Here is a 20,057-nt window from a genome sequence, read left to right as displayed (position 1 = left end):
CACGAAGGTCTCCTGAGTCAGATCCTCCGCGAGCTGGGTGTCGCCCAGGGTGCGCCTGGCGAGGTAGCTGTGCACGGCCTGGTGGTGCGTGCTGAGCAGGGTACGGAACTCGGCGTCGGCCATCCGGGGCCTGGTGGTGGGCGCGGCCGGGGCCTGACTGGCGAAGTCCGTGGCGAGCTCGGTCATGAGGGTCCTCTGGTCGGGTGCTGGCGTCGCAGTTCTGGCGAGGTGATCCGAGCCTCTCGGCCGGCCGGGTCACGGACATCCGCCAACTGGCTCCCGGCCTGCGCGGATCCGGCACCGCCCGCCGGTCACCGAGCCATTCGTCGCGTCGGCGGCGCGCTCCCGGCGCCGGAGGGTGCGACGAACGGTCGAATTCACCGGTCGAACGGCGCGGGTGCCCGACCCACCGCTGACCCACCATCACGCCGCTGACCTGCGAGTTCGCGCCAGTCGGCGGGTATTCGTGACAGCTCGGCCGGGCGGACCGCCCGGGTGCGCCGAACGGCGGGCCGGAAAACGCGAAAACGGCCCGGTCAGCGCGACCGGGCCGTCCTCTTCGAGGGGGCGGAGGTGATCAGACGGGTATCGAGACCAGCTCGCGCCCGTCCGCGGTGAGCACTTCGAAGTGGTCGAGCTGCTGCCGGGCCAGCGAGGTGCCGCCGTGCACGAGCAGCGGGTCCGGACGGCCCGGCACGCCGTACCCGGCGGCCGGTACGGACCAGCTGGTCACCGACTCGCGCCGGCCGTTCCTGGCAACCGCCACCAGCGAGCAGACCAGCGGCCCGTTGACGCCGCTGAGCTGGAGCGCGACATGCGTGCCCCAGGCCTTGTCCTCCAGGCCGACCGTCCCCGTGACGCCGGTCACCGCGTCGGCAGCGCCGTGCTGCTCACCGGTCATCATCAGCATCGCGGCCGGGCTCGGCATCGAAGTGGCCGGGCCGCCGGCCACCGGTCGGCCGGAGCCGGACCATAGCGCGACGAAGGGCAGCGCGACCAGCAACGCGGCGACGGCGGTCAGCGCGGCAGCCGTCCGCCAGGCACGGCGGTGCCGGTCGCGGGCGACGTCCCGCAGCAGCTGGTGCAGCAACTCGTCGTCCGGCTCGGCGGTGGGCTGGTCGTCGTCCGCGTCCAGCGGCTGACCGACCAGCGGGAGCAGCAGTTCGCGCACCGACTGGAAGGAGCCGATCTCGCCCAGGCACTGGTCGCAGTCGAGCAGGTGCTCCTCGAACCGGTCCGACTCCGGGCCGTCCAGTCCACCGAGGACGTACGCGCCGAGGTCGGCGCAGGCGGGGCTGTTCACCAGGCCGACTCCTGCTCTTCGATGGCGAGGGCAAGGCGGTGCAGCCCGTAGTAGAGACGGGACTTCACCGCCTCCGGCGGGAGACCGAGCGCCTCGGCCGCCTGCCGGACGGTCCGCCCCTTCAGGAACGTCTCGGCCAGGGCGGCGCGGTGCTCGGCCGGCAGAGCGGCCAGCGTGTCGGCGATGGGCGGTGGCGTGCCGGCCCGGCCCGTTGGCCGGGTGGGCTCCGCCGGGGCCGCTGCGGTGCCGCGCCGCCGAAACGCGAAGCGCGGCCGTCCGGCGGACAGTCGGCGTACCTCCTCGGCCAGCCAGTGGCCGACGCCGGCACCGGTCGCATCGGCGGGACGGCGGACGGCGTTCAGCAGCGCGGCCCGGAGCAGTGTGCGGGCCCGCGTCCGGTCGCCGTCCGAGAGGGCGAGGGCATGCGGATACAGCCCGGCGGCGTGCCGCGCGTACAGCTCGCGCGCCAGCCGCTCCTGCGCACGCTTCGTCAACCTGGTGCTCTCCCCGTCTCGGTTTCCCCACTCTACGCACCGGACGACCGACGGGTTCGACGTGATCCACACCACAGCCCCAGAGGTCGGAGTGGGTATCAGGTAGCCTCCTGACCGGAATCGGGAGCGAACGGTTGATCGACTCTCTTCCTGGTCAGTGCGGGCAAAACGGGCGGATGACGGGCGGCGGGCAGAAGACGATGACGGCAACCGACGAACCGCTGTTCGGCCGTGACACGGAGCTGGCCCGCCTGGCGGACCTGCTCACCCGCGCCCGCCAGGGCTACGGCGCCGCCGTGTTGGTCGAGGGCGAGCCCGGCAGCGGCAAGACCACGCTGGTGGGGGCGCTCGAAGCACAGGCGCGGGCGGCCGGCTGCACGGTGCTGCGCGGCTGCTGCGACGAGGCCGCCGTCGATTTCCCGCTGCTGCCGGTGCTCGACGCGCTGGGCGTGCACCGCCGCGGCGAGGACGTCGCCCGCGCGGAGATCCGTCAGTTGCTGCGCGTGGGCGCGGGAGCGAACCAGGACGCCATCCCCGCCCTCGTCGAGCGGCTGCTGGACCTGGTGGAGACCGCCTGTGCGGCCGGACCGGTGGTGCTCACCGTCGACGACCTCCAGTGGGCCGACGACACCAGCGCCGTGTGGTGGCAGCGGCTCGCGCGCTGTGCCGGCGAGCTTCCCCTGCTGCTGATCGGCGCCGTGCGCACCAGGGCCGACTCCCCCACCGTGGACGCGCTGCGCCGCAGCCACACCAGGCGCCAGGGCCCGACGCTGCGTCTGGGCCCGCTCGCCCCGGCCGCGCTGACCGCACTCGCCACCCACCGGCTGGGCGCCGCCCCTGGCCCGAGGCTCTCCCGGCTGCTGCTGGCCACCGGCGGCAGCCCGCTCTGCGCGGTCGAGATCCTCGCCCACGTCGGCCGGGAGAACCTGCTCCAGCCGGGCGCGGACGGCCAGGCCCTCGACCTCACCAAGGAACTGGCCGGCGCCACGCTGGCCGGCGCGGTCCGCAACCGGATCAGCCATCTCAGCCCGGAGCAGCGCGAGTTCCTGCAGACCCTCAGCGTGCTCGGTCCGGAGTTCGGCACCGATCAGGCGCTGGCCGTGCTGGACGGCTCGGCCCGCGAGCTGGCCCCGCTGTTCGCCACGACGCAGGGCGTCGGCCTGCTCGCCCAGCACGGCACGGTGACCGCGTTCCGCAATCCACTGCTCCAGGAACAGCTGTACGAGGAGATCCCGCTCCCGCTGCGGGCCCGGCTGCACACCCGGGCGGCCGAGCGGCTGGAGGCTGCCGGCGCCCCGCTCGACCCCGTGCTGCAACAGCTGACCAAGGCCGCCGCCGCGTCGGACTCGTATGCCCCGCCAGGCAGTTGGGCCCACGGCTGGCTGCACGAGCACACCGAGGCGCTGGTCAACCGCACCCCCGCGGTCGCCGTCGAGCTGCTGTCCCCGCTGGTCGATCCGGCGGCACCGGGCGGCCCGGTGCACCTGGCCGTCCTCACCGCGCTGCAACGCCTGCAGCGGCACGATGAGGTGGAGGCGCACTGCCGGCGGCTGCTGGACGCCGCCGCCGACCCCGAAACGATCGGCCAGGCCGGCTACCAGCTCGCGGTCTGCCTTCAGCGCGGGGCCCGGTTCGCCGAGGCGAACGACCTCACCGACCGGCTCTTCGGCCGCCGCGACCTCCCACCGAAGTGGCGCGCGGCGCTCCATGCCGTCCGCAGCACGACCGAGGACAACGTGGGCCACCAGGAGGCGGCGGAGCACCACGCCGAGCTGGCGATCACGCTGGGCCGGTCCTGCGAGGCCTGGTTCGCCGTCGGTCTCGGCGGCTGGTACAGCGCGCAGTTCGCGGCATCGGCCGACCCGCATCTGGCGCTGCGCCGGTACGACGAAGCCGTCGACGCGCTGCGCCGCGACCCGTCGCAGCGCTTCATGCTGACCATCGCGCTGGGCGGCCGGCTCGGTCCGCTCCACTGGCTCGACCGCACCGCCGATCTCGCCGACACCGTCGACTCGATGCGCCGCCTGATCGGGGCCAACGGCGGCGTCGCGCCGTTCGTCACCACCATGGTCCTGGCCGAACTCCGGTACCACCAGGGCCGCTGGGACGAACTCCTGGCGGACACCGAGCACCTGACCGAGCAGAGCCCGGCCGAGAACTGGCAGCTCTACACGCTGCACGGGATGCTGGCCGTGGTCGCGGCCCACCGCGGCGACGAGGCGGCGCTTCGCCGGCACCTCGACAAGTGCGCGGACATGCCGCAGGAGGAGGGGTACCTGCTCGACTTCGGACAGTGGACGAGGCTGGCACGGGCGGTGGCGGCGGACCGGGCCGGGGAGCCCGGCCGGGCGGTGGCCGCTCTGCTGGAGTTCCACCGCCCCGAGCTGATGCACCACCAGCGGCTGCGCTTCCACCTGCTGCCCCACCTGGTGCGGTTCGCGCTGGCCGCCGGAGACCGGACCACCGCCGCCGACGCCGCCCGGCTGTGCCGGGCCCAGGCGGAGCCCCGCCCGGTCACGCACTGGCAGCAGGCCGCCGCGCACTGCGCGGCCATGCTCGCCGACGACGCGGCCACCCTGCTCGACGTGGCGGCGTACTACCAGCGCACCGAGCGACCGTTGGAACACGCCCAGACCTTGCAGGACGCGGCGCGCGCGTTCACGGCCGTCGGCGACCACCAGGCGGCCGAGGCCGCCACGGCCCAGGCGGCCGCCGCCTGCCACCGGCTCGGCATCCCGGGCGGCGTGGACGCCCCGGCGCAGCAGCCCGACCGCGGCTGGGAGTCCCTGACCGCCACCGAGCAGCGGATCGCCCGGCTGGCCGCGCAGGCCAGGTCGAACCCGCAGATCGCGGCGGAACTCAACCTGCCGCGTCGGACCGTCCAGACCCACGTCTCACGAATCCTCACCAAGCTCCAGCTGCGCTCCCGGGTGGAGATCCCGCTGCACGTCCCGGCCGACGCCCGGTAGCCTCAGCGCGCGCCCGGACCCTCGGCGCGGAGGGCGAGTTCCCGGGCGATGGCGACCCGGGAGGTGGCACCGAGCTTCGTCAGGATGCTGGACACGTGGGTCTGCACCGTTCGCGCGGAGACGCCCAGCCGGGCGGCGGTCTCCGGGTTGGACAGACCCTGGCCGACCAGCCGGGCCACCGTCAGTTCGGTGGGCGTCAGCGCCTCCCAGCCGGCGCCGGCCCGCCGCCGCCCGGCCCGGTGCCGGACGACCGCCTCGACGCCCGTCGCGCGCAGCCGGTGCTCGGCCCGCCGGGCCTCGGCCAGCGCGCCCATGCCCCGGTACAGCTCCAGTGCCTCGGCCAGGGCCGGCCGGGCCTCGGCGATCCGCCCGGTGGCCGCCCGGGCCGCCGCCAGGTCCTCCAGCACCCAGGCCAGCTGGGTGCGCCGCCCGGCCGAGCGGAGGTACTCGGCGACGGCGCCCAGCCCGGTCGGGTCCACCGCGACCAGCGCCTCGCACCAGGCCAGCACCCAGGCCCGGTGCGGCACCGGCTCCACGGCCGCCGCCTGCCGGGCGAACTCGACGAACCGCTCGGCGAGTTCGCGGTGTCCGCAGTCCAGAGCGTGCCGTACCGCCCGGGGGCACCAGAGCAGCCGGTACGCCGCGCCCGCCACGCGCCCCGCGGTCAGCTCGCCCTCCAGCGCCCGCAGTGCCCGGTCGGGTTCGCCCGCGCGCTCGGCCTCCATCGCCTCGGCGACCCGGAGCAGCGTCGCGGCCCGGCCCACCGCCCGGCCGCCGGCGATCTGCTGGGCGCGGCGCAGCTGCTCGGACGCGGCCTTTGGCTCGGCGCAGACGGCCTGCTGGACGGCAAGGGCGCAGTACGCGCTGAGCATCGGCTGCGGCTCGTCCGGGCGGCACAGCTCGGCGAGTTCGTCCCCGCCGAGGGACCAGTCGCCGTTGCGCAGGTGGAGGGCGAAGCCCGCCACGGCCGTCCAGCGCCCGTCATGGGTGCGCGAGCGTGCGGCCGAGGCCCTGGCGCGCGCCTGCGCGGCGTCCGATTCCGTCCGCCGGTCCAGCTCGCCCAGCAGGTCGGCCAGTTCGGAGAGCACCACCGCGTGCAGCTCGGGCCGGCCGTCCTCGCCGCCGCCCAGCAGGCCGTCGGCCTCCTTCAGCAGCGCCAGAGCCCGCTCGGCCGGGCCGTTCGCCCGGGCCGCGACGGCCCGGCAGAGCGCCAGTCCGGCCAGCGCCCAGTGGTCGCCGGACGCGCGCGCCGCGGCCTCGGCGGCGGCCTCGGCGGCGGCGAGCCGGGCCGGGACGGGCTCGCCGGGCACCACGAGCGCGTAGACCAGGCAGGCCCCGAGCCGGGCGCGCAGTGCGAGCGGAACGCCGTCTCTGGCGAGCTGCTCCGCGCACAGCCGGCCGGCCTCGGTGTGGCCGCCGACCAGGTGGAGGCTACGGGCGAGGTCCCAGGCCAGCTCGGATGTCAGCACCGGGTCGTCGGCGGAGGCGAGGATGTCGCGGGCCAGTTCCAGCGCCTGGGTGTAGCGCCGAGTGCGCAGCATGGCCCGGGCCAGCGCGGCCTGCAGTGCCGTGTCCCGGTCGTCGAGCTGTTCCCCGCCGGCCGCCGCGCGCAGCACCGGTACGGCGACCTGCGGCGCCTGCTCGACCAGCACGGACGCCTGTTGGCGGACCCAGCCGACGGCCCACCGGCTCAGCACCGGCCCGGCCTGCTCCAGGTGCTCGGCGACCTGGCCGGCGTCGGCGCCGGCCTCGGCCAGCCGGCGCGCCGCGTCGGCGTGCATCGACCAGCGCAGCACCGCCGGGACACTCTCGCGGATGCCCCGCCAGAGCACCGGGTGACGGAAGCTCAGGCCCGTCTCGGTCTCCGCCAGCAGCCCCGCCGAGACGGCCTCCCGTACCCCGGCCAGCAGGGCGGTCGCGGGCTGCCCGGTGACGGTCGCGAGGTCCGAGACCCGGGTGCGCCGCCCGAGCAGCGCCGCTTCCCGGACGGCCTGCGCCGCGCCCGGCGAGAGCTCCGCGAGCCGGAGTCCGGCCAGCTCGGTGAAGGCCGGTTCGGTCTCGCCCTCGGCGACCTCGACCGCGGTCGCGGTACGGCGCAGCAGGCCCTGCCGGTCCAGGACGTCGAGGAGTTCCAGCAGGTAGCGGGGGTTGCCGCCGACCTGCGACAGCAGCCGGACGAGGCGCTCGCCCGGTGCGGCGCCCAGCCGGTGGCGGGCCAGCGCCAGGGTGGCGTCCGGTGCGAGCGGGCCGAGTTCGATCACGTCACCGTCCAGCCGGCCGGCCACCACCAGGGACTCCACCAGCCGGGACCACTGCCCCTGCCGCACGCAGGCCACCAACAGCAGCGGCAGGTCCACGGCGGCCCGGGCCAGCCGGCGCCAGACCGCGACGGAGGCGTCGTCCAGCCACTGCGCGTGGTCGATCACCAGGACCAGCGGCCCCCGCGCGCACTGCTCCTCGACCGCTTCCAGCAGCAGACCGCTGGTCGCGGCCACCGACACCGCGCCGCCGGCACTGCGGGCCAGCTCGGCCAGGTCCGGGCTGGAGCGGTAGAGCGCCCGGCCACCCGCCGTCCGGCACTCCAGGAAGGGCAGCAGCGGCAGCCGCCGGTCGAGCTCGTCCGCCGCGCCGCGCCAGACCTGCACGCCGGCCCCGACGGGCTCGGCCAGGCAGTGCTCCACCAGGCCGGTCACGCCCGCACCGGCCTCGCCGGTCAGGAGCACTCCGCCGCCGGAACCGCTCCGGGCCCGGGCCAGCCGGTCCCGCAGCGCGGCCGTCTCGCGCTCCCGGCCGAACAGGGCGGCGGCGTCGGCCGCGCGGCCCGGCCGGCGCTCCGACAGGATGGAATCGGCGTCCAAACGGAACTCCTCAGCGGTACGTGACGGGCCGGCCCGGTGCGCCGTCGATCCGTCAGGTGCGGTCCCGATCCCGGCCCTCATCCTCCGCCGGGCGGCGCCCGGCCCACAACCGGGTGAACACGTGATCGGCGTCCGGGCGGAGTACGTGCTCACCCCTCGCGGCGGACCACCCAGACCGCGAGCTGGGCCCGGGAGCCGAGACCGAGCTTGGTCATGATGCGGCTGACATGCGTCTCGACCGTGCGTTGCGAGAGCACCAGCCGGTCGGCGATCTCCCGATTGGTCAGGCCCTGCGCCACCAGGCCGGCGACCTCCTGCTCGCGTCGGCTGAGCTCCGACCGGTCGGCGGCCGTCGGCCGTTCCCCGGTGCTCAGGGCGAGCCGGACCGCCTCCGCCAGTTCCAGCCGGGTCCCGGCGTGGAAGGCCTCGGCGAATCGCCGCTCGCCCAGCTCGGCCCGCGAACGCCGCACCGCCTCCTCGTAATACGCGACCATGTCCTGGAACCCGAACTCCAGCGCGCCGACGGACTGCCAGATCGGCTCGGTGGAACCCAGCAGGCGGGCCGCGAACTCCGCCCGCCCGTCCGCCGCCGCGACAAACCCGAGGATGTCGACCGCCATCGCCAGCCCCAGGGCGTCCCGGAACGGCGCGCGCAACTCCACACTGCGCAGAGCCAGCGCCTTCGCCTCGCCGAGCTCGCCCCGGCGCCAGGCCGCCAGGCTCAGCATGTACAGCGCGTAGGACTGGCACCACTGCTCGCCCTGGCCCTCCGCGACCTCGCGGCTCTCCCGCGCCACGGCCACCGAGCGGTCCGCCTCGCCGAGGAAGGAGAGCACCGGCGACCACATGTACAGGCTCTTGCCCAGCCCGAGCCGGTTGCCGGCCGCGCGGTGCAGGGCCACCGCGCTCTCGATCAGCCCGGAGGCCCGCTGCAGGTCACCGCCGCCGAACATCAGGGCCAGCCCGAGGTACTGGCGCGCCCAGGCGAGCCGCTCGGGGTCGTCCAGTTCGACGGCCAGGCCCTCGCACTCCGTCAGCAGCGCCGTGCCGGTGGGCAGGTCGCCCTGCAGGACGGCGAGCGAGCCGGAGCTCCACAGCGCCCGGCCCCTGGCGGTGGTCCGGGCCGCAGCGGCGCCGAGCATCAGGTCGAGCCACTGCCGCCCCTCGGTCAGGAAGCCGCAGCACACCCAGTACGGCCACAGGCTCGCCGCCAGCTCCAGCCCGGCCTGGTCGCCACGGGGTCCGGCCGCGCAGAGCTCCAGCGCACCGCGCAGGTCGGCGTGCTCGGCGCGCAGGCGGTTCGCCCAGCTCAGCTGGTCGGGGCCGAACCACTCGGCGGCGGAGGCGGCGGCCAGCGCGCGGTAGTGCTCCCGGTACCGGAGCAGCAGGGCGGGCTCGCCACCGGACTCGCGCAGGCGGGCCCGGCCGAACTCCCGGATCGACTCCAGCATCCGGTACCGCCGGCCTCCGGTGGCGTCCTCGGTCAGCAGAACGGACTTGTCGACGAGGGCTGCGACCAGGTCGAGCATCTCGTCCGGGTCGATGCCCGCACCGGAGCAGACCGCGGTCACGGTCGGCAGGTCGAAGCTGCCCGCGAAGACCGAGAGCCGGGCCCAGAGCAACTGTTCCTGCGCCGAGCAGAGTCGATAGCTCCAGTCGACCATCGCAGCGAGCGTCTGCTGGCGCGGCAGCCCGCCCCGGTGGCCGCCCTTGAGCAGCCCGAAGCGGTCCTCCAATCGCTCCAACAGCTGGTCGACGTCGAGCACCCGGAGGCGGGCGACCGCCAGCTCGATGGCGAGCGGCAGCCCGTCGAGTCGCAGGCACAGGCGGGCGACGGCGGTCCGGTTCCGCTCGGTCAGGGTGAAGGCCTGGTCCACCGCGCGGGCCCGGGCGAGGAACAGGCCGGGCGCCTCCCACTCGGCGAGCTCGGCCGCCGACGGCAGCCGTTCCAGCGGCGGCGAGGCCAGCGGGGGCACCGGGAAGACGTGTTCACCCGCAGCGCCGAGCACCTGGCGGCTGGTCGCCAGCACGCGCAACTGCGGACAGGCGCGGAGCAGGTCGAGGGCGAAGGGCGCGACGGCGTCCAGCAGGTGCTCGCAGTTGTCCAGCACCAGCAGCAGCCGTCGGTCCTTCAGGTGGTCCAGCAGGGCGGGCAGCGCACCGCGCGCCGACTGGGGCAGCGCGAACACGTCGGCGACCGACTGGGCGAGCAGCCGCGGCTCGGTCAGCGCGGCGAGCTCCAGCACCCACACCCCGTCCGGGAACTCCGGCCGCAGCTCGGCGGCGGCCCGCAGAGCCAGCCTGGTCTTGCCGACCCCGCCGACGCCGGTCAAGGTCACCAGGCGGGCGGACGACAGCGACCGGCGTACCCCGTCGAGCTCGCGCCGGCGTCCGACGAAGCTGGTGAGGTCCGCCGGGAGGTTCCCGTTCATACGATCGACGTGCGCTTCCACACAGCAGAGGTATCCCGCTCGTCGATCGTCTGTCCAATCGCGCCCCACCGGACAACCGTCAGGAAGCGGCCCACACCTTCGCCCCGCTGCTCGACCACTTGGCACAGGACACCGAGCTCGGGCTGCACCTGATCACGGCACGCAGCGCCAACGGCATCGGACGGGCCCTGGGCGATCCGCTGCTGCGCAAGCTGCAGGAGGTCAACACACCTGCCGTGCTGCTCTCCTGCCCGCCGTCGGAAGGGTACCCGTTCAACAACGTCAAGCCGCGCCGGCTGCCGGCCGGGCGCGCTCTGCACATCACCCGCCGGCGCACCGTCCAGGTGCAGACGGCGCTGCTCGGGCCGGAACGGCCCACGGACTGAGCCAGGAAGCCGGTCACGCTGAACTCTTCGCGTCCAGGCACGTAAGACGCCGCGCCAGGACAACACCAGCAGAAGGAGTGAACCGTGCGCGCAGCGTACATCGAGGCGTTCGGAGCCATTGCGGACGTCGTGCGGATCGGCGACCGGCCGGATCCGGCCATCGGCGCCGGCGAGGTGCTCATCCGCGTCCGCAGCGCGGGCGTGAATCCGATCGACCACATCGTGGCGTCCGGGGCCCTGCAGACGGTGCACCCGGTCGCGCTGCCCCTGACGCTCGGCAACGACGCGGCCGGGGTGGTCGTCGGGAAGGGCGAGGCGGTGACCCGGTTCAAGGTCGGCGACGAGGTCTACACCCGGGTCGACCCGGCCGCCTCCGGAGCGTTCGCCGACTACGTCACGGTGAATCAGGACCTGGCCGCACTGAAGCCCGCGAACATCGGCTTCGACGCCGCCGCATCGCTCCCGCTGGTCGCCCTGACCGCCTGGCAGGGCCTCGTGGAGCGCGCGGGCCTGAGCGAGGGCCAGAAGGTGCTGATCCACGCCGGCTCGGGCGGGGTGGGCTCCATCGCCATCCAGCTGGCCCGGCACCTGGGCGCCCACGTCACCACCACGGTGTCCGCCGACGGCGCGGCCCAGGCCCGCGAGCACGGCGCACACCAGGTCGTGGACTACCGGACCGAGAAGTTCGAGGACGTCGACCGCGACTTCGACGTGGTACTGGACACCCTGGGCGGCGAGGTGCAGGAGCGGTCCTACGGCGTGCTGAAGCCCGGCGGTGTCCTGGTCTCCACCGTGTGGGTCCCCGAGGCCCAGGAGGTGGCCGCCCGCCACGGCATCCGGGTCGAGCCGTTCTTCATGCGCCCCAGCGGCGATCAGCTGGAGACGATCGCCGCCCTCGTCGAGGCCGGCGCGGTCCAGCCCTTCATCGACCGCGCGTACGAGCTCGACGAGACCGTCGACGCCCTGCACTACAGCGCTTCGAAGCGCGCCAAGGGGAAGATCGTCATCCGCGTCTCCTGACCGGCCCGCGACTCCCCGCGACGACCGCCCGGCGCCGCGCCGGGCGGTCGTCCGCTTTGGTGCCCCCGTCGCCCGGCCCGTGCGACAGCAGAACGCCCGCCGGTTCCCGGAGGAACCGGCGGGCGTCAGCGGACCGAGGCGATCTCCTTGTCGAACCCGATCTTGGAGAGATCCGGGATGCTGCTGGTCCCGACGGCCGAGGTGCCGGTGCGGTCCGGGCCGGTCCAGATCCTGACCGGGCCGTCCCCCGCTCGGGGAGCAGGCCGTCAACGCCGCCGGCCCCGTGGCCAGAACGGCCACGAGTACTGCGGCACGTGCTCGGATCATGTCGATTCCCTTGGCAGTTCGACCGGTTGCCCGTTCCTCCGCCAGCCGTCCGGGCCCCTTGACGGACCGGGACCCGTGAACTCCCCAACCCGAACCCGCGCAACTCGGGTGATCCGCGTCACGCCATTTCCGCGAGACCCGGTCCGGACCCGGCTGAACCGGGCACCGCGACCATCCGTCAAGCAGGCCGGCGGCACCCGGAACGAAAGAGAGAGCATGTCGGCGACACTGGCACCGCGCACACCGTCCACCGAGGAGGGCCACCGCACTCCCGCCGGGGACGGGCCGCAGTTGCTGAAGGACCCGCTCGGCTCCGTCGCCTCCGTCCGTTCCACCGAGGAGATCGTCCCGGTCCGCCTCGGGCCTCGGGAGGTGTATCTCCTCACCTCGCCGGACCTGCTCCGCCGCGCGGTCAAGCCGGTCCGGCTCGGCGGCCGGCAGCTTGCGCCCGGCGACGCGATCCTGGTCAGCCCGTACGCGCCGCACCGCGCCCCCGGCTCGGTTCCCGGAGCCGGACCGCTTCGACCCCTACCGGTACAACTGCCCGACCGCACGCCACACGCTGATCCCCTTCGGCACGGACGACCGCGGCTGCGTCGGCGCACCGTCCGCCCGGACCGGCTCGTGCCGGCAACCAGCCCTCGTCGTGCAAACCCCACCGTCACCTCCCCAGCCCCGGAAGGTCCGCTGCCGTGCGCGCCATGAGCAGGATCAATCTGCTGTTCACGCTCACCTCCCTGTCCGTCGTGCTCGTCGCCGTCGAGCGCTTCTCCTTCACCACCGAAGTCCTGCTGCAGCCCTACGGGTTCCTGCGTCTGCACGAGCTGCTGCAGATGACCGTACTGATCCTCGTCACAGTGATCATTCCGGCTCTGATCTTCCGCGAGGTGTCCCGCGACTTCGGGGCCCTGCGGTCGGGGAAGGGGACATGGCTCTTCCTCCTCTTCGTCATCGGCGTGTACTTCTACGCCACCGGAAACGGCCTGCACGAAGTCGCCTCCGCCACCTTCAACGAGTACTGCGACCCCGACACCTTCAGCGGCGATCTCTGCGGCGGCCTGTTCGTCAACGACTTCTACACCGGCAACACGATGTTCTTCGTCGGCGCCCTGCTGATGAACACGAGCCTGCTGATCACCGAGCGCGGGAATCCGGACGAGACTTCCGCCGGGCGCTCACAGGCCGCCCTCATGGTCAACGCGGCCGTGTACGCGGTGACCGTCCTGGCGTACGCCGGATTCGACCGGGCCCCCGTCGGCCTCGTCTACTCCGTAGCGATGCTCCTGATCGCGGGCGGGTTCTTCCTGAACGTCCGTCGGCAGCACCGGAAGTTCCCGTTCATCACCTACAGCGCCCTCGCGTACGCGCTCGGCGGATTCGCGTCGCTGGTGGTTCGGCTATGGGCCTGACATCCTCCCCGCCGCGAAAGGCAATCACATGAGCACCCCGAAGACTTTCTCCCGCGTCGCCGTCGTCGGCGCCGGCACCATCGGCGCCTCCTGGGCCGCCCTCTTCCTCGCCCACGGCCTGCACGTCACGGTCAGCGACCCGCGCCAGGACCTGGAGGAGTACGTCACCGCCCAGCTCGCCGCATCCACCCCGACGCTGGCCGCGCTCGGCCTGCCGACCGATGACCTCACCGCGCGACTCGTCTTCGAGCCGGAGTTGGAGAAGGCCGTCGCCGACGCCGACGTTGTCCAGGAGAGCGGCCCGGACGACCTGAACCTCAAGCAGGAGCTGTTCGCCCGGCTGGGCGCGGCCACCCGCCCCGGCACCCTCCTGCTCTCCTCCACCTCCGGCATCCGCGCCACCGACTTCACCGCGCGGATGGCCGACCCGGCCCGAGTCGCGGTCGGCCACCCGTTCAACCCGCCGCACCTGATCCCGCTGGTCGAGATCGTGCCCGGCGAGCAGACCGAGGCCGGCACCCTGACGGACGCCGCCGCGTTCTACCGCCAGGTCGGCAAGCAGCCGCTGATCCTGCGCCGGGAGATTCCGGGCTTCGTCGCCAACCGCTTGCAGTCCGCGCTGTTCCGCGAGGCCGTCCACCTGGTCACCACCGGGGTCGTCGGCCTGGAGGACCTGGACACCATCGTCACCAGCTCGATCGGCCCGCGCTGGGCGGCCGGTGGCCCGTTCCTCACCTTCGATCTCGGCGGCGGCCCCGGCGGCCTCGAGCACTTCCTGAAGCACCTCGGCTCCGGCATGGAGATGCTGTGGCAGCTGCTCGGCAAGCCGTCCTTGGACGAGGCCACCGTCGCCACCCTGAACGCCCAGGTGCGTGAGGCCTACGGCGACCGGACCCACGACCAGCTGAGCGCGGCCCGCGACCGTGACCAGCTGGCCCTGATGGCCGCCCTGCGCAACGCCGACTGAGCGATCCGGAACAGAAGTCAGCCATCTCCTCCGACAGCCGGCTGCGCGCCGCACGCACTCCCGGCAGCACTCCGGTCGACGTCCGAACCGAGCTTCCCGGCGGTGCCGGCTACTGAACCGCCGTCCGGCCCGGCCGCACCACGGCAATCATGCCGGTCCGAGGCGCCAGGACCCGCCCGCCACCGTGGCGATGCCGCTGCGCCGTGCTCGCCACGGCCGCAGCCCCGAACTGACGGGCGCAGGCCCGTGACAGCACGTCCGTTCCACGTCATGGCCTACCGGCCCCACGAACCCGCACGAGACAGGCAGGGCCCGATGAACAGTGAACCGACCAGCCCGTTGGTCCCCGGAGCACACCTGGGGGAGGCGCTCCCCGCCGAGCTGCTCGATGACGCCGAGCGGATGTCGCGCGAGGAGCTCAGGGAGCTCCAACTCGACCGTCTCCAGGCCACTTTGCGACACGCCTACGACAACGTCGAGCTGTACCGACGGAAGTTCGACGAAGCCGGAGTCACCCCCGCCGACTGCCGCACCCTGGCGGACCTGGCCAGGTTCCCCTTCACCACCAAGGCCGATCTTCGCGAGACCTACCCGTTCGGCATCTTCGCCGTTCCCATGGACCGCATCCGGCGGCTGCACGCCTCCAGCGGCACCACCGGACGTCCCACCGTGGTCGGCTACACCGACGGCGACCTGTCGATGTGGGCCGACGTGGTCGCCCGCTCGATCCGCGCCGCCGGCGGCCGCCCCGGGCACAAGGTGCACATCAGCTACGGCTACGGGCTGTTCACCGGCGGCCTCGGCGCGCACTACGGCGCGGAACGGGCCGGCTGCACCGTCATCCCCGCCTCGGGCGGCATGACAGCACGCCAGGTGCAGATCATCCAGGACTTCCGGCCCGAGATCATCATGGCCACCCCCTCCTACCTGCTCACCCTGCTCGACGAGTTCGAGCGCCAGGGCGTCGACCCGCGCGCCACCTCCCTGCGGGTCGGCATCTTCGGCGCCGAGCCCTGGACCGAGGAGATGCGCCGCGAGATCGAAGGGCGGATGAACATCCACGCCGTCGACATGTACGGCCTCTCCGAGGTGATCGGCCCCGGTGTCGCCCAGGAGTGCGTGGAGACCAAGGACGGCCTGCACGTGTGGGAGGACCACTTCCACCCGGAGGTCGTCGACCCGATCACGGACGAGGTGCTCGCCGGCGGCGAGAGCGGCGAACTGGTCCTCACCTCGCTCACCAAGGAGGCGCTGCCGATCATCCGCTACCGCACCCGGGACCTGACCCGGCTGCTGCCCGGCACCGCCCGGCCCGCCTTCCGCCGGATCGAGAAGATCACCGGCCGCTGCGACGACATGATCATCCTGCGCGGGGTGAACCTCTTCCCCAGCCAGATCGAGGAGATCGTGCTGCGCACGCCCGGCGTCGCCCCGCACTTCGAGATCCAGCTGACCCGACGCGGTCGCCTGGACCACCTGACCGTCCAGGTCGAGGCACGCTCCACCACCACCAGGCACGAGCAGCGCGAGGCCGCCGCCAGGGCGATCGCCAAGGGCGTCAAGGACGGCATCGGCGTCACCGTCGAGGTCTCGGTCGTCGACCCCGAGACGCTGCAGCGCTCGGTCGGCAAGCTCAGCCGCGTCCATGACCTGCGGGAGCGGTGATCTGCGCCGGCCGGCACGGACTCGGGACTCGACGGCCCGGCCACTGCGGCGCATGCCCACCCTTACGACGGTGCACCGGCTCGGGTTCAGGCAGTGGAGGGGGCTCATTGCCGGGAGACCCGTCCGGGCCGCCAACCGCGCCGGCGCCCGCGCGGGGCGACCACGGCGAGGCCGGCGACCAGCAGGCTCACCCCGAGGGAGACAGCGCCCCAACGGCGTTCCCGCCCACGACAGTTGGCCGAACCCCTGGGTGACCCACCTCACATGCCGGAGTTGGGGCGCGGTTGAGGAATTCGCGGACCGGTTCCGTCAAGTCGCCGGACGGCTGCCACCGCAACAGGCGGCCGACGGACTACCGAGGGAACGACATGATCCGAGCACGCGCAGCGGTACTCGCGGCAGCCCTGGCAGTGGGCGCGGCAGCAGTGACGGGCTGTTCGCCGAGCGGAACGGCCGCGAAGCCCCAGCCGGCCGACAGCGCGACGGCGTCCAGCCCCGTCAACTACGTGCCGGGTACGGCGCAGGAGAACAACGCCCCCGCCGGCACTGGCGACTTCGCCGACGGCCCCGCGAACTCGCCGGCCGCGATGAAGTGGGTGCAGCTCAGCGCCGGGGCGGCGGGCGTGCTCAACCCGGTCGTCCGCAACGCCGCCGGCTTCACGCTCTACCGGTTCGACAAGGACACCGCGAAGCCGTCCAGGTCCAACTGCAAGGACGCCTGCGCCACCACCTGGCCGCCGGTCCTCGTCCAGCCGGGCTCGCGGATCTTCCTGGACGGCGTGTCCCGGGCGGACATCGGCGTCGTCAAGCGGGACGACGGCGCCCTCCAGATCACGATCGGCGGCTGGCCGGTGTACCGCTTCAGCAACGACACCGCGCCCGGCCAGGCCAACGGCCAAGGCGTGGGCGGCACTTGGTTCGCCGTGACGCCGGAGGGCGGCAAGGCCGGCCAGTCCCCGCAGGGTACGGACACCAACACCCAGCTGGACTACCAGAACGGCACCGCCAAGCAGCACGACGCGCCGCCGAACACCGGTGACATGTACAACGGGCCGCGCAACAGCCCCGAAGCGATGAAGTGGGTGCAGCTGACGGCCGGTTCGGCCGGTGGGCTCAGCCCGATCGTGCACGACGGCGCGGGCTTCACGCTGTACCGGTTCGACAAGGACACCGCGAAGCCGTCCAAGTCCAACTGCAACGACGCCTGCGCCACGACCTGGCCGCCGGTCCTGGTGCGGCCCGGTTCGCGGATCTTCGTCGACGGCGTGCCCACCTCGGAGATCGGAATCGTGGACCGCGCCGACGGAACCCGTCAGGTCACCATCGGGGGTTGGCCGGTCTATCGCTTCAGCAAGGACACCGCCGCAGGGCAGACCAACGGTGAAGGTGTCGGCGGTACCTGGTTCGCGGTCTCCCCGCACGGTGGGAAGGTCCTGCGCCCGACGGAGGGTACGGGCGCCACCTCCTCCGCCGCGCCGAGCGCCGGCGCCTCCGCGTCCGCCTCCTCGCCGGCGAGTGCAGCCTCCTCGCCGGCGAGTGCAGCCTCCTCGCCGGCGAGCGCTCCCGCCGGTACGCCGAGCGCCGCCGCGCCGTCCAGCCCGGTTGCCTCCCCGGTGGCCCTCGGAAACGGCGTGGTCACCCTGGACAGCGGCCTCGCCTTCACCGAGCCCGACGGCTCCGAGAACGTTGCCGGCCCGGGCTGCAAGAACACCGGCCGCGGTGACCTGGCGCTGTCCCTGGACCTCAGCGGCGGCCCGGTCAAGATCTGGACCGGTCGCGACTGCACCGGCACCTCGGCCGTGGTGACCAGCAGCATTCCGGACCTTTCCAAGATCGGCTTCGACAAGAAGATCGCCTCGATCCGCTTCGGCGACTGAGCGAAAGCCGGGGCACAAGGCCCCGAAGTCCCGACGCCCGCCGGTTCTCCTCGGAGAACCGGCGGCGTCTTGCTGTGATTCGGGCGCGCGGGAACCGGCTGACGTCCCGCCGCGGTTCGGGCCGGGCACCGGCCGTGAGAGGCCGCCCGTCGGGCATGAGCCGGGCGTTGAACGCCGACCGCTCGGCTCCCGGCCGGCCGTGGAGGCTTCGAGGCGCTGTAGCGCAGCGCGTCCATGGTGTCGTCCATGGTCTGGTCCAGGTCGTACGACCGGTCGAGGTACGGCCGCACGGCGCCGGCGTCGACCAGGGCGGCGAGCTTCTCCAACTGCTCACCGCTCGGCCGCGTGAAGAACGGCTCGACCCGGATGCCGTGGCGCGCGGCCATCTCCTGGGCCTGCGGGACGAACACGGTGGAGACGAGCACGCCCCCGCGCTTCAGCACGCCGTAGGAGCGCTCCTGAACCGGACGCCCGGCCCGTCCGTAAGGCGAGGAGACGTCGAATGGGAGGCGGCGCGGCCGGGTGCTCCCACCGCTGCCCCGGAAGGTTGCCACGCTGATGAAACATGCTCAGGAGCGGCTGGTGCGCGAGTTGTACGCGCGGCACGCCGCCGCGGCGTATCCGCAGGCCCTCGGGCTCACGGACGGTGACCGGGAGCGGGCCGGTTCGCTGCTCCGGGCCGCCCTGATGGGCGCTCTGCGCCGCCCGGCCGCTGCGGCCGGTGCCGACATCGGCGGCCGACTGGCCGACGAGCTGCGCCGGCTGTCCGCCGCCCGCCCGCGGTTCGGGCTGCTGCGAAGGCGCCGCGGTGCCCCGGCCGAGCCCGAGCCCACCCGGCCGCCCGCCGGGCCGCCGACCATCGCGGACACGCTGGCCGGACTGCCGTCCGAGCACCGGGACGCCCTGGTCGAGACCTTCCTCAAGGGCCGGACCGTGCAGCAGGCCGCGCAGGCCCTCGGCATTCCGCCCCAAGCGGTGAAATCCCGCCTGTACTACGGGTTGCACCGCCTTGTCCTCGCGATCGAAGAACAGGAGTCGGCCCGGTGAACCGGAGTCCCGCCTGCGCCGACCTGGGCGCCTACGTACTCGGCGGACTGGACGGGCCGGAGACCGACCGTTTCGAGGAGCACCTGCTCGACTGCGAGCAGTGCCTGAGCGAGATCGGATCCTTCCAGTCGGTGCGCGACCTGCTGGTCCCGCTCGTCGGGCAACCGCTGGAGCCCGCCGTCGCCGGCGAGAGCCGCACACCGGCCGCCGACCCGCCGGGTGACGACCTGCTGCACGAGCTGCTGCGGGACGTCGCCCGGGAACGGCACCGCGCGACCTGGCGGACCGTGGCGGCGCTGACCGCTGGCGCCGCGCTGCTGGTCGCGCTGCCCTTCGTCGCGCTGTGGTCCGGCTCCGGCCGGCCGGTGGCCGGCGGCCCGGCCGCTTCGATGCCCAGCCCGGCCGCGATGCTGATGATGACCGGTGAGCAGCACGGCGGCGCCGACGCGGTGACCGGCGTCACGGGGACGGTCGGTCTGGAGGACAAGGCCTGGGGCACCCATGTCGCGCTCCAGTTGAGCGGCGTCGACGGGCCGCTGGTCTGCTCGCTGGTGGCGGTGTCCAGGAGCGGTGAGCGGGAGCCGGTGACCAGCTGGTCGGTGCCGTCGCCCGGGTACGGCGTCGCGGGTCACCCCGATCCGCTGGTCGTCCACGGCGGCACCTCGCTGACCCGGCGCCAGCTCGACCACTTCGAGGTGCGCACCGCGGACGGCCGCCGGCTGGTGTCGGTTCCCGTCTGAACCCGCTCCGCCCCTGGTGAAGGGGACGGTCCGGTCCACTGGACCGGGCCGTTTCCGCGTTTCCGGCCTCCGCCGCGTACGCCGGTGGCACCCGCTGGACAGAACTGTCACGGAACCCCGCCAACTGGCACATCGTCGCAGGTCAGCGCGGCGATGAAGGCCTATTCGCGGCTCGGCCGCCGGTGCACCGGGAGGAACGGGCGACCGTTGGACCCGCGAAATCCGCCGTTCGTCGCGCACGGCGGCGCCCCGGACGTGCCGTCACCTCGGTGAAACGGCGCGGACCGCGCGCCTGCGGAGCCAGTTGGCGGATGTGCGCGATCAGGGTGGCCGGAAGGCTCGGTGTGGCTCGCCAGAGAGACCAGCCATCACCGCACCAGAGGACCCTCATGACCCAGCTCGCCCGTCAGCCCCAGGCCGCTCCCGCGACCGGACCGCGGATGACCGACGCCGAATTCCGTGCCCTGCTGACCACGCACCAGCCGGCCGTGTACGGCTACATCGTCAAGCGCACCTTCGGCGACGCCCAGCTGGCGGAGGATCTGACTCAGGAGACCTTCGTC

15 protein-coding genes and 1 pseudogene are annotated in these 20,057 nt (G+C 73.6%); 10 read left to right on the top strand and 6 right to left on the bottom strand.

Translation table 11 applies throughout. The features are described 5' to 3' along the window. From ACWCXH_RS37820 to ACWCXH_RS37810, 3 genes are all read right to left on the bottom strand, one after another. A partial coding sequence (locus ACWCXH_RS37820; protein WP_449806038.1) for a sigma factor occupies positions 1-186 on the bottom strand: 186 nt, incomplete at its 3' end. A gap of 391 nt (positions 187-577) precedes the next feature. Continuing rightward, on the bottom strand, positions 578-1,303 hold the full coding sequence (locus ACWCXH_RS37815; RefSeq protein ID WP_449806037.1) for a zf-HC2 domain-containing protein: 726 nt from the start codon (positions 1,301-1,303) through the stop codon (positions 578-580). Then, positions 1,300-1,797 carry a sigma factor-like helix-turn-helix DNA-binding protein gene (locus tag ACWCXH_RS37810; RefSeq protein ID WP_449806036.1) on the bottom strand — a complete coding sequence of 166 codons (498 nt, stop codon included), beginning with the start codon at positions 1,795-1,797 and terminating at the stop codon, positions 1,300-1,302. Before ACWCXH_RS37810 ends, ACWCXH_RS37815 begins: the two co-directional genes overlap by 4 nt. A gap of 200 nt (positions 1,798-1,997) precedes the next feature. Here ACWCXH_RS37810 and ACWCXH_RS37805 point away from each other — a divergent pair, with 200 nt between their 5' ends. After that, positions 1,998-4,766 (top strand): ATP-binding protein, encoded by a 2,769-nt coding sequence (locus ACWCXH_RS37805; protein ID WP_449806035.1) that lies wholly within the window; start codon positions 1,998-2,000, stop codon positions 4,764-4,766. A 2-nt stretch (positions 4,767-4,768) separates the two neighbouring features. Here the strand turns inward: ACWCXH_RS37805 and ACWCXH_RS37800 are convergent, their stop codons facing one another. Then, entirely contained in the window at positions 4,769-7,624 is a 2,856-nt protein-coding gene (locus tag ACWCXH_RS37800) for an AAA family ATPase (RefSeq protein WP_449806034.1), read from the bottom strand. A gap of 149 nt (positions 7,625-7,773) precedes the next feature. Continuing rightward, a complete protein-coding gene (locus tag ACWCXH_RS37795; RefSeq protein WP_449806033.1) occupies positions 7,774-10,056 on the bottom strand; it encodes an ATP-binding protein in 2,283 nt (760 codons plus the stop codon). 119 nt (positions 10,057-10,175) lie between these two features. On the opposite strand from ACWCXH_RS37795, the gene ACWCXH_RS37790 reads away from it, so the two are divergent. From ACWCXH_RS37790 to ACWCXH_RS37760, 7 genes are all read left to right on the top strand, one after another. After that, entirely contained in the window at positions 10,176-10,442 is a 267-nt protein-coding gene (locus tag ACWCXH_RS37790; RefSeq protein ID WP_449806032.1) for a hypothetical protein, read from the top strand. An 84-nt stretch (positions 10,443-10,526) separates the two neighbouring features. Continuing rightward, positions 10,527-11,462, top strand: coding sequence for an NADP-dependent oxidoreductase (locus ACWCXH_RS37785; protein ID WP_449806031.1), 936 nt, complete (start codon positions 10,527-10,529; stop codon positions 11,460-11,462). Positions 11,463-12,005: 543 nt separating this feature from the next. After that, the gene (locus ACWCXH_RS37780) at positions 12,006-12,494 is read left to right on the top strand and encodes a hypothetical protein (protein WP_449806030.1); all 489 of its coding nucleotides are present in this window, start codon (positions 12,006-12,008) and stop codon (positions 12,492-12,494) included. Further along, positions 12,491-13,198 (top strand): hypothetical protein, encoded by a 708-nt coding sequence (locus ACWCXH_RS37775; RefSeq protein WP_449806029.1) that lies wholly within the window; start codon positions 12,491-12,493, stop codon positions 13,196-13,198. The genes ACWCXH_RS37780 and ACWCXH_RS37775 overlap by 4 nt, the downstream gene beginning before the upstream one ends. Positions 13,199-13,226: 28 nt before the next feature. After that, complete coding sequence (locus ACWCXH_RS37770) at positions 13,227-14,165, top strand: 3-hydroxyacyl-CoA dehydrogenase NAD-binding domain-containing protein (protein WP_449806028.1); 939 nt, start codon at positions 13,227-13,229, stop codon at positions 14,163-14,165. 315 nt (positions 14,166-14,480) lie between these two features. Beyond that, positions 14,481-15,830 (top strand): phenylacetate--CoA ligase PaaK, encoded by a 1,350-nt coding sequence (gene paaK / locus ACWCXH_RS37765; protein WP_449806027.1) that lies wholly within the window; start codon positions 14,481-14,483, stop codon positions 15,828-15,830. Between the two features lie 368 nt (positions 15,831-16,198). Then, positions 16,199-17,707, top strand: coding sequence for a hypothetical protein (locus ACWCXH_RS37760; RefSeq protein WP_449806026.1), 1,509 nt, complete (start codon positions 16,199-16,201; stop codon positions 17,705-17,707). Positions 17,708-17,979: 272 nt separating this feature from the next. Here the strand turns inward: ACWCXH_RS37760 and ACWCXH_RS37755 are convergent. Then, positions 17,980-18,117 (bottom strand): annotated as a pseudogene (locus tag ACWCXH_RS37755) (hypothetical protein); the annotation flags it as partial. 148 nt (positions 18,118-18,265) lie between these two features. Here ACWCXH_RS37755 and ACWCXH_RS37750 point away from each other — a divergent pair. Then, positions 18,266-18,754 (top strand): sigma factor-like helix-turn-helix DNA-binding protein, encoded by a 489-nt coding sequence (locus tag ACWCXH_RS37750; RefSeq protein ID WP_449806025.1) that lies wholly within the window; start codon positions 18,266-18,268, stop codon positions 18,752-18,754. Further along, the gene (locus tag ACWCXH_RS37745; protein WP_449806024.1) at positions 18,751-19,494 is read left to right on the top strand and encodes an anti-sigma factor family protein; all 744 of its coding nucleotides are present in this window, start codon (positions 18,751-18,753) and stop codon (positions 19,492-19,494) included. Before ACWCXH_RS37750 ends, ACWCXH_RS37745 begins: the two co-directional genes overlap by 4 nt. Positions 19,495-20,057 lie beyond the last annotated feature (563 nt).

Source organism: Kitasatospora sp. NPDC001660 (assembly GCF_053596725.1).
This window is presented reverse-complemented; position numbering and strand designations above follow the sequence as displayed.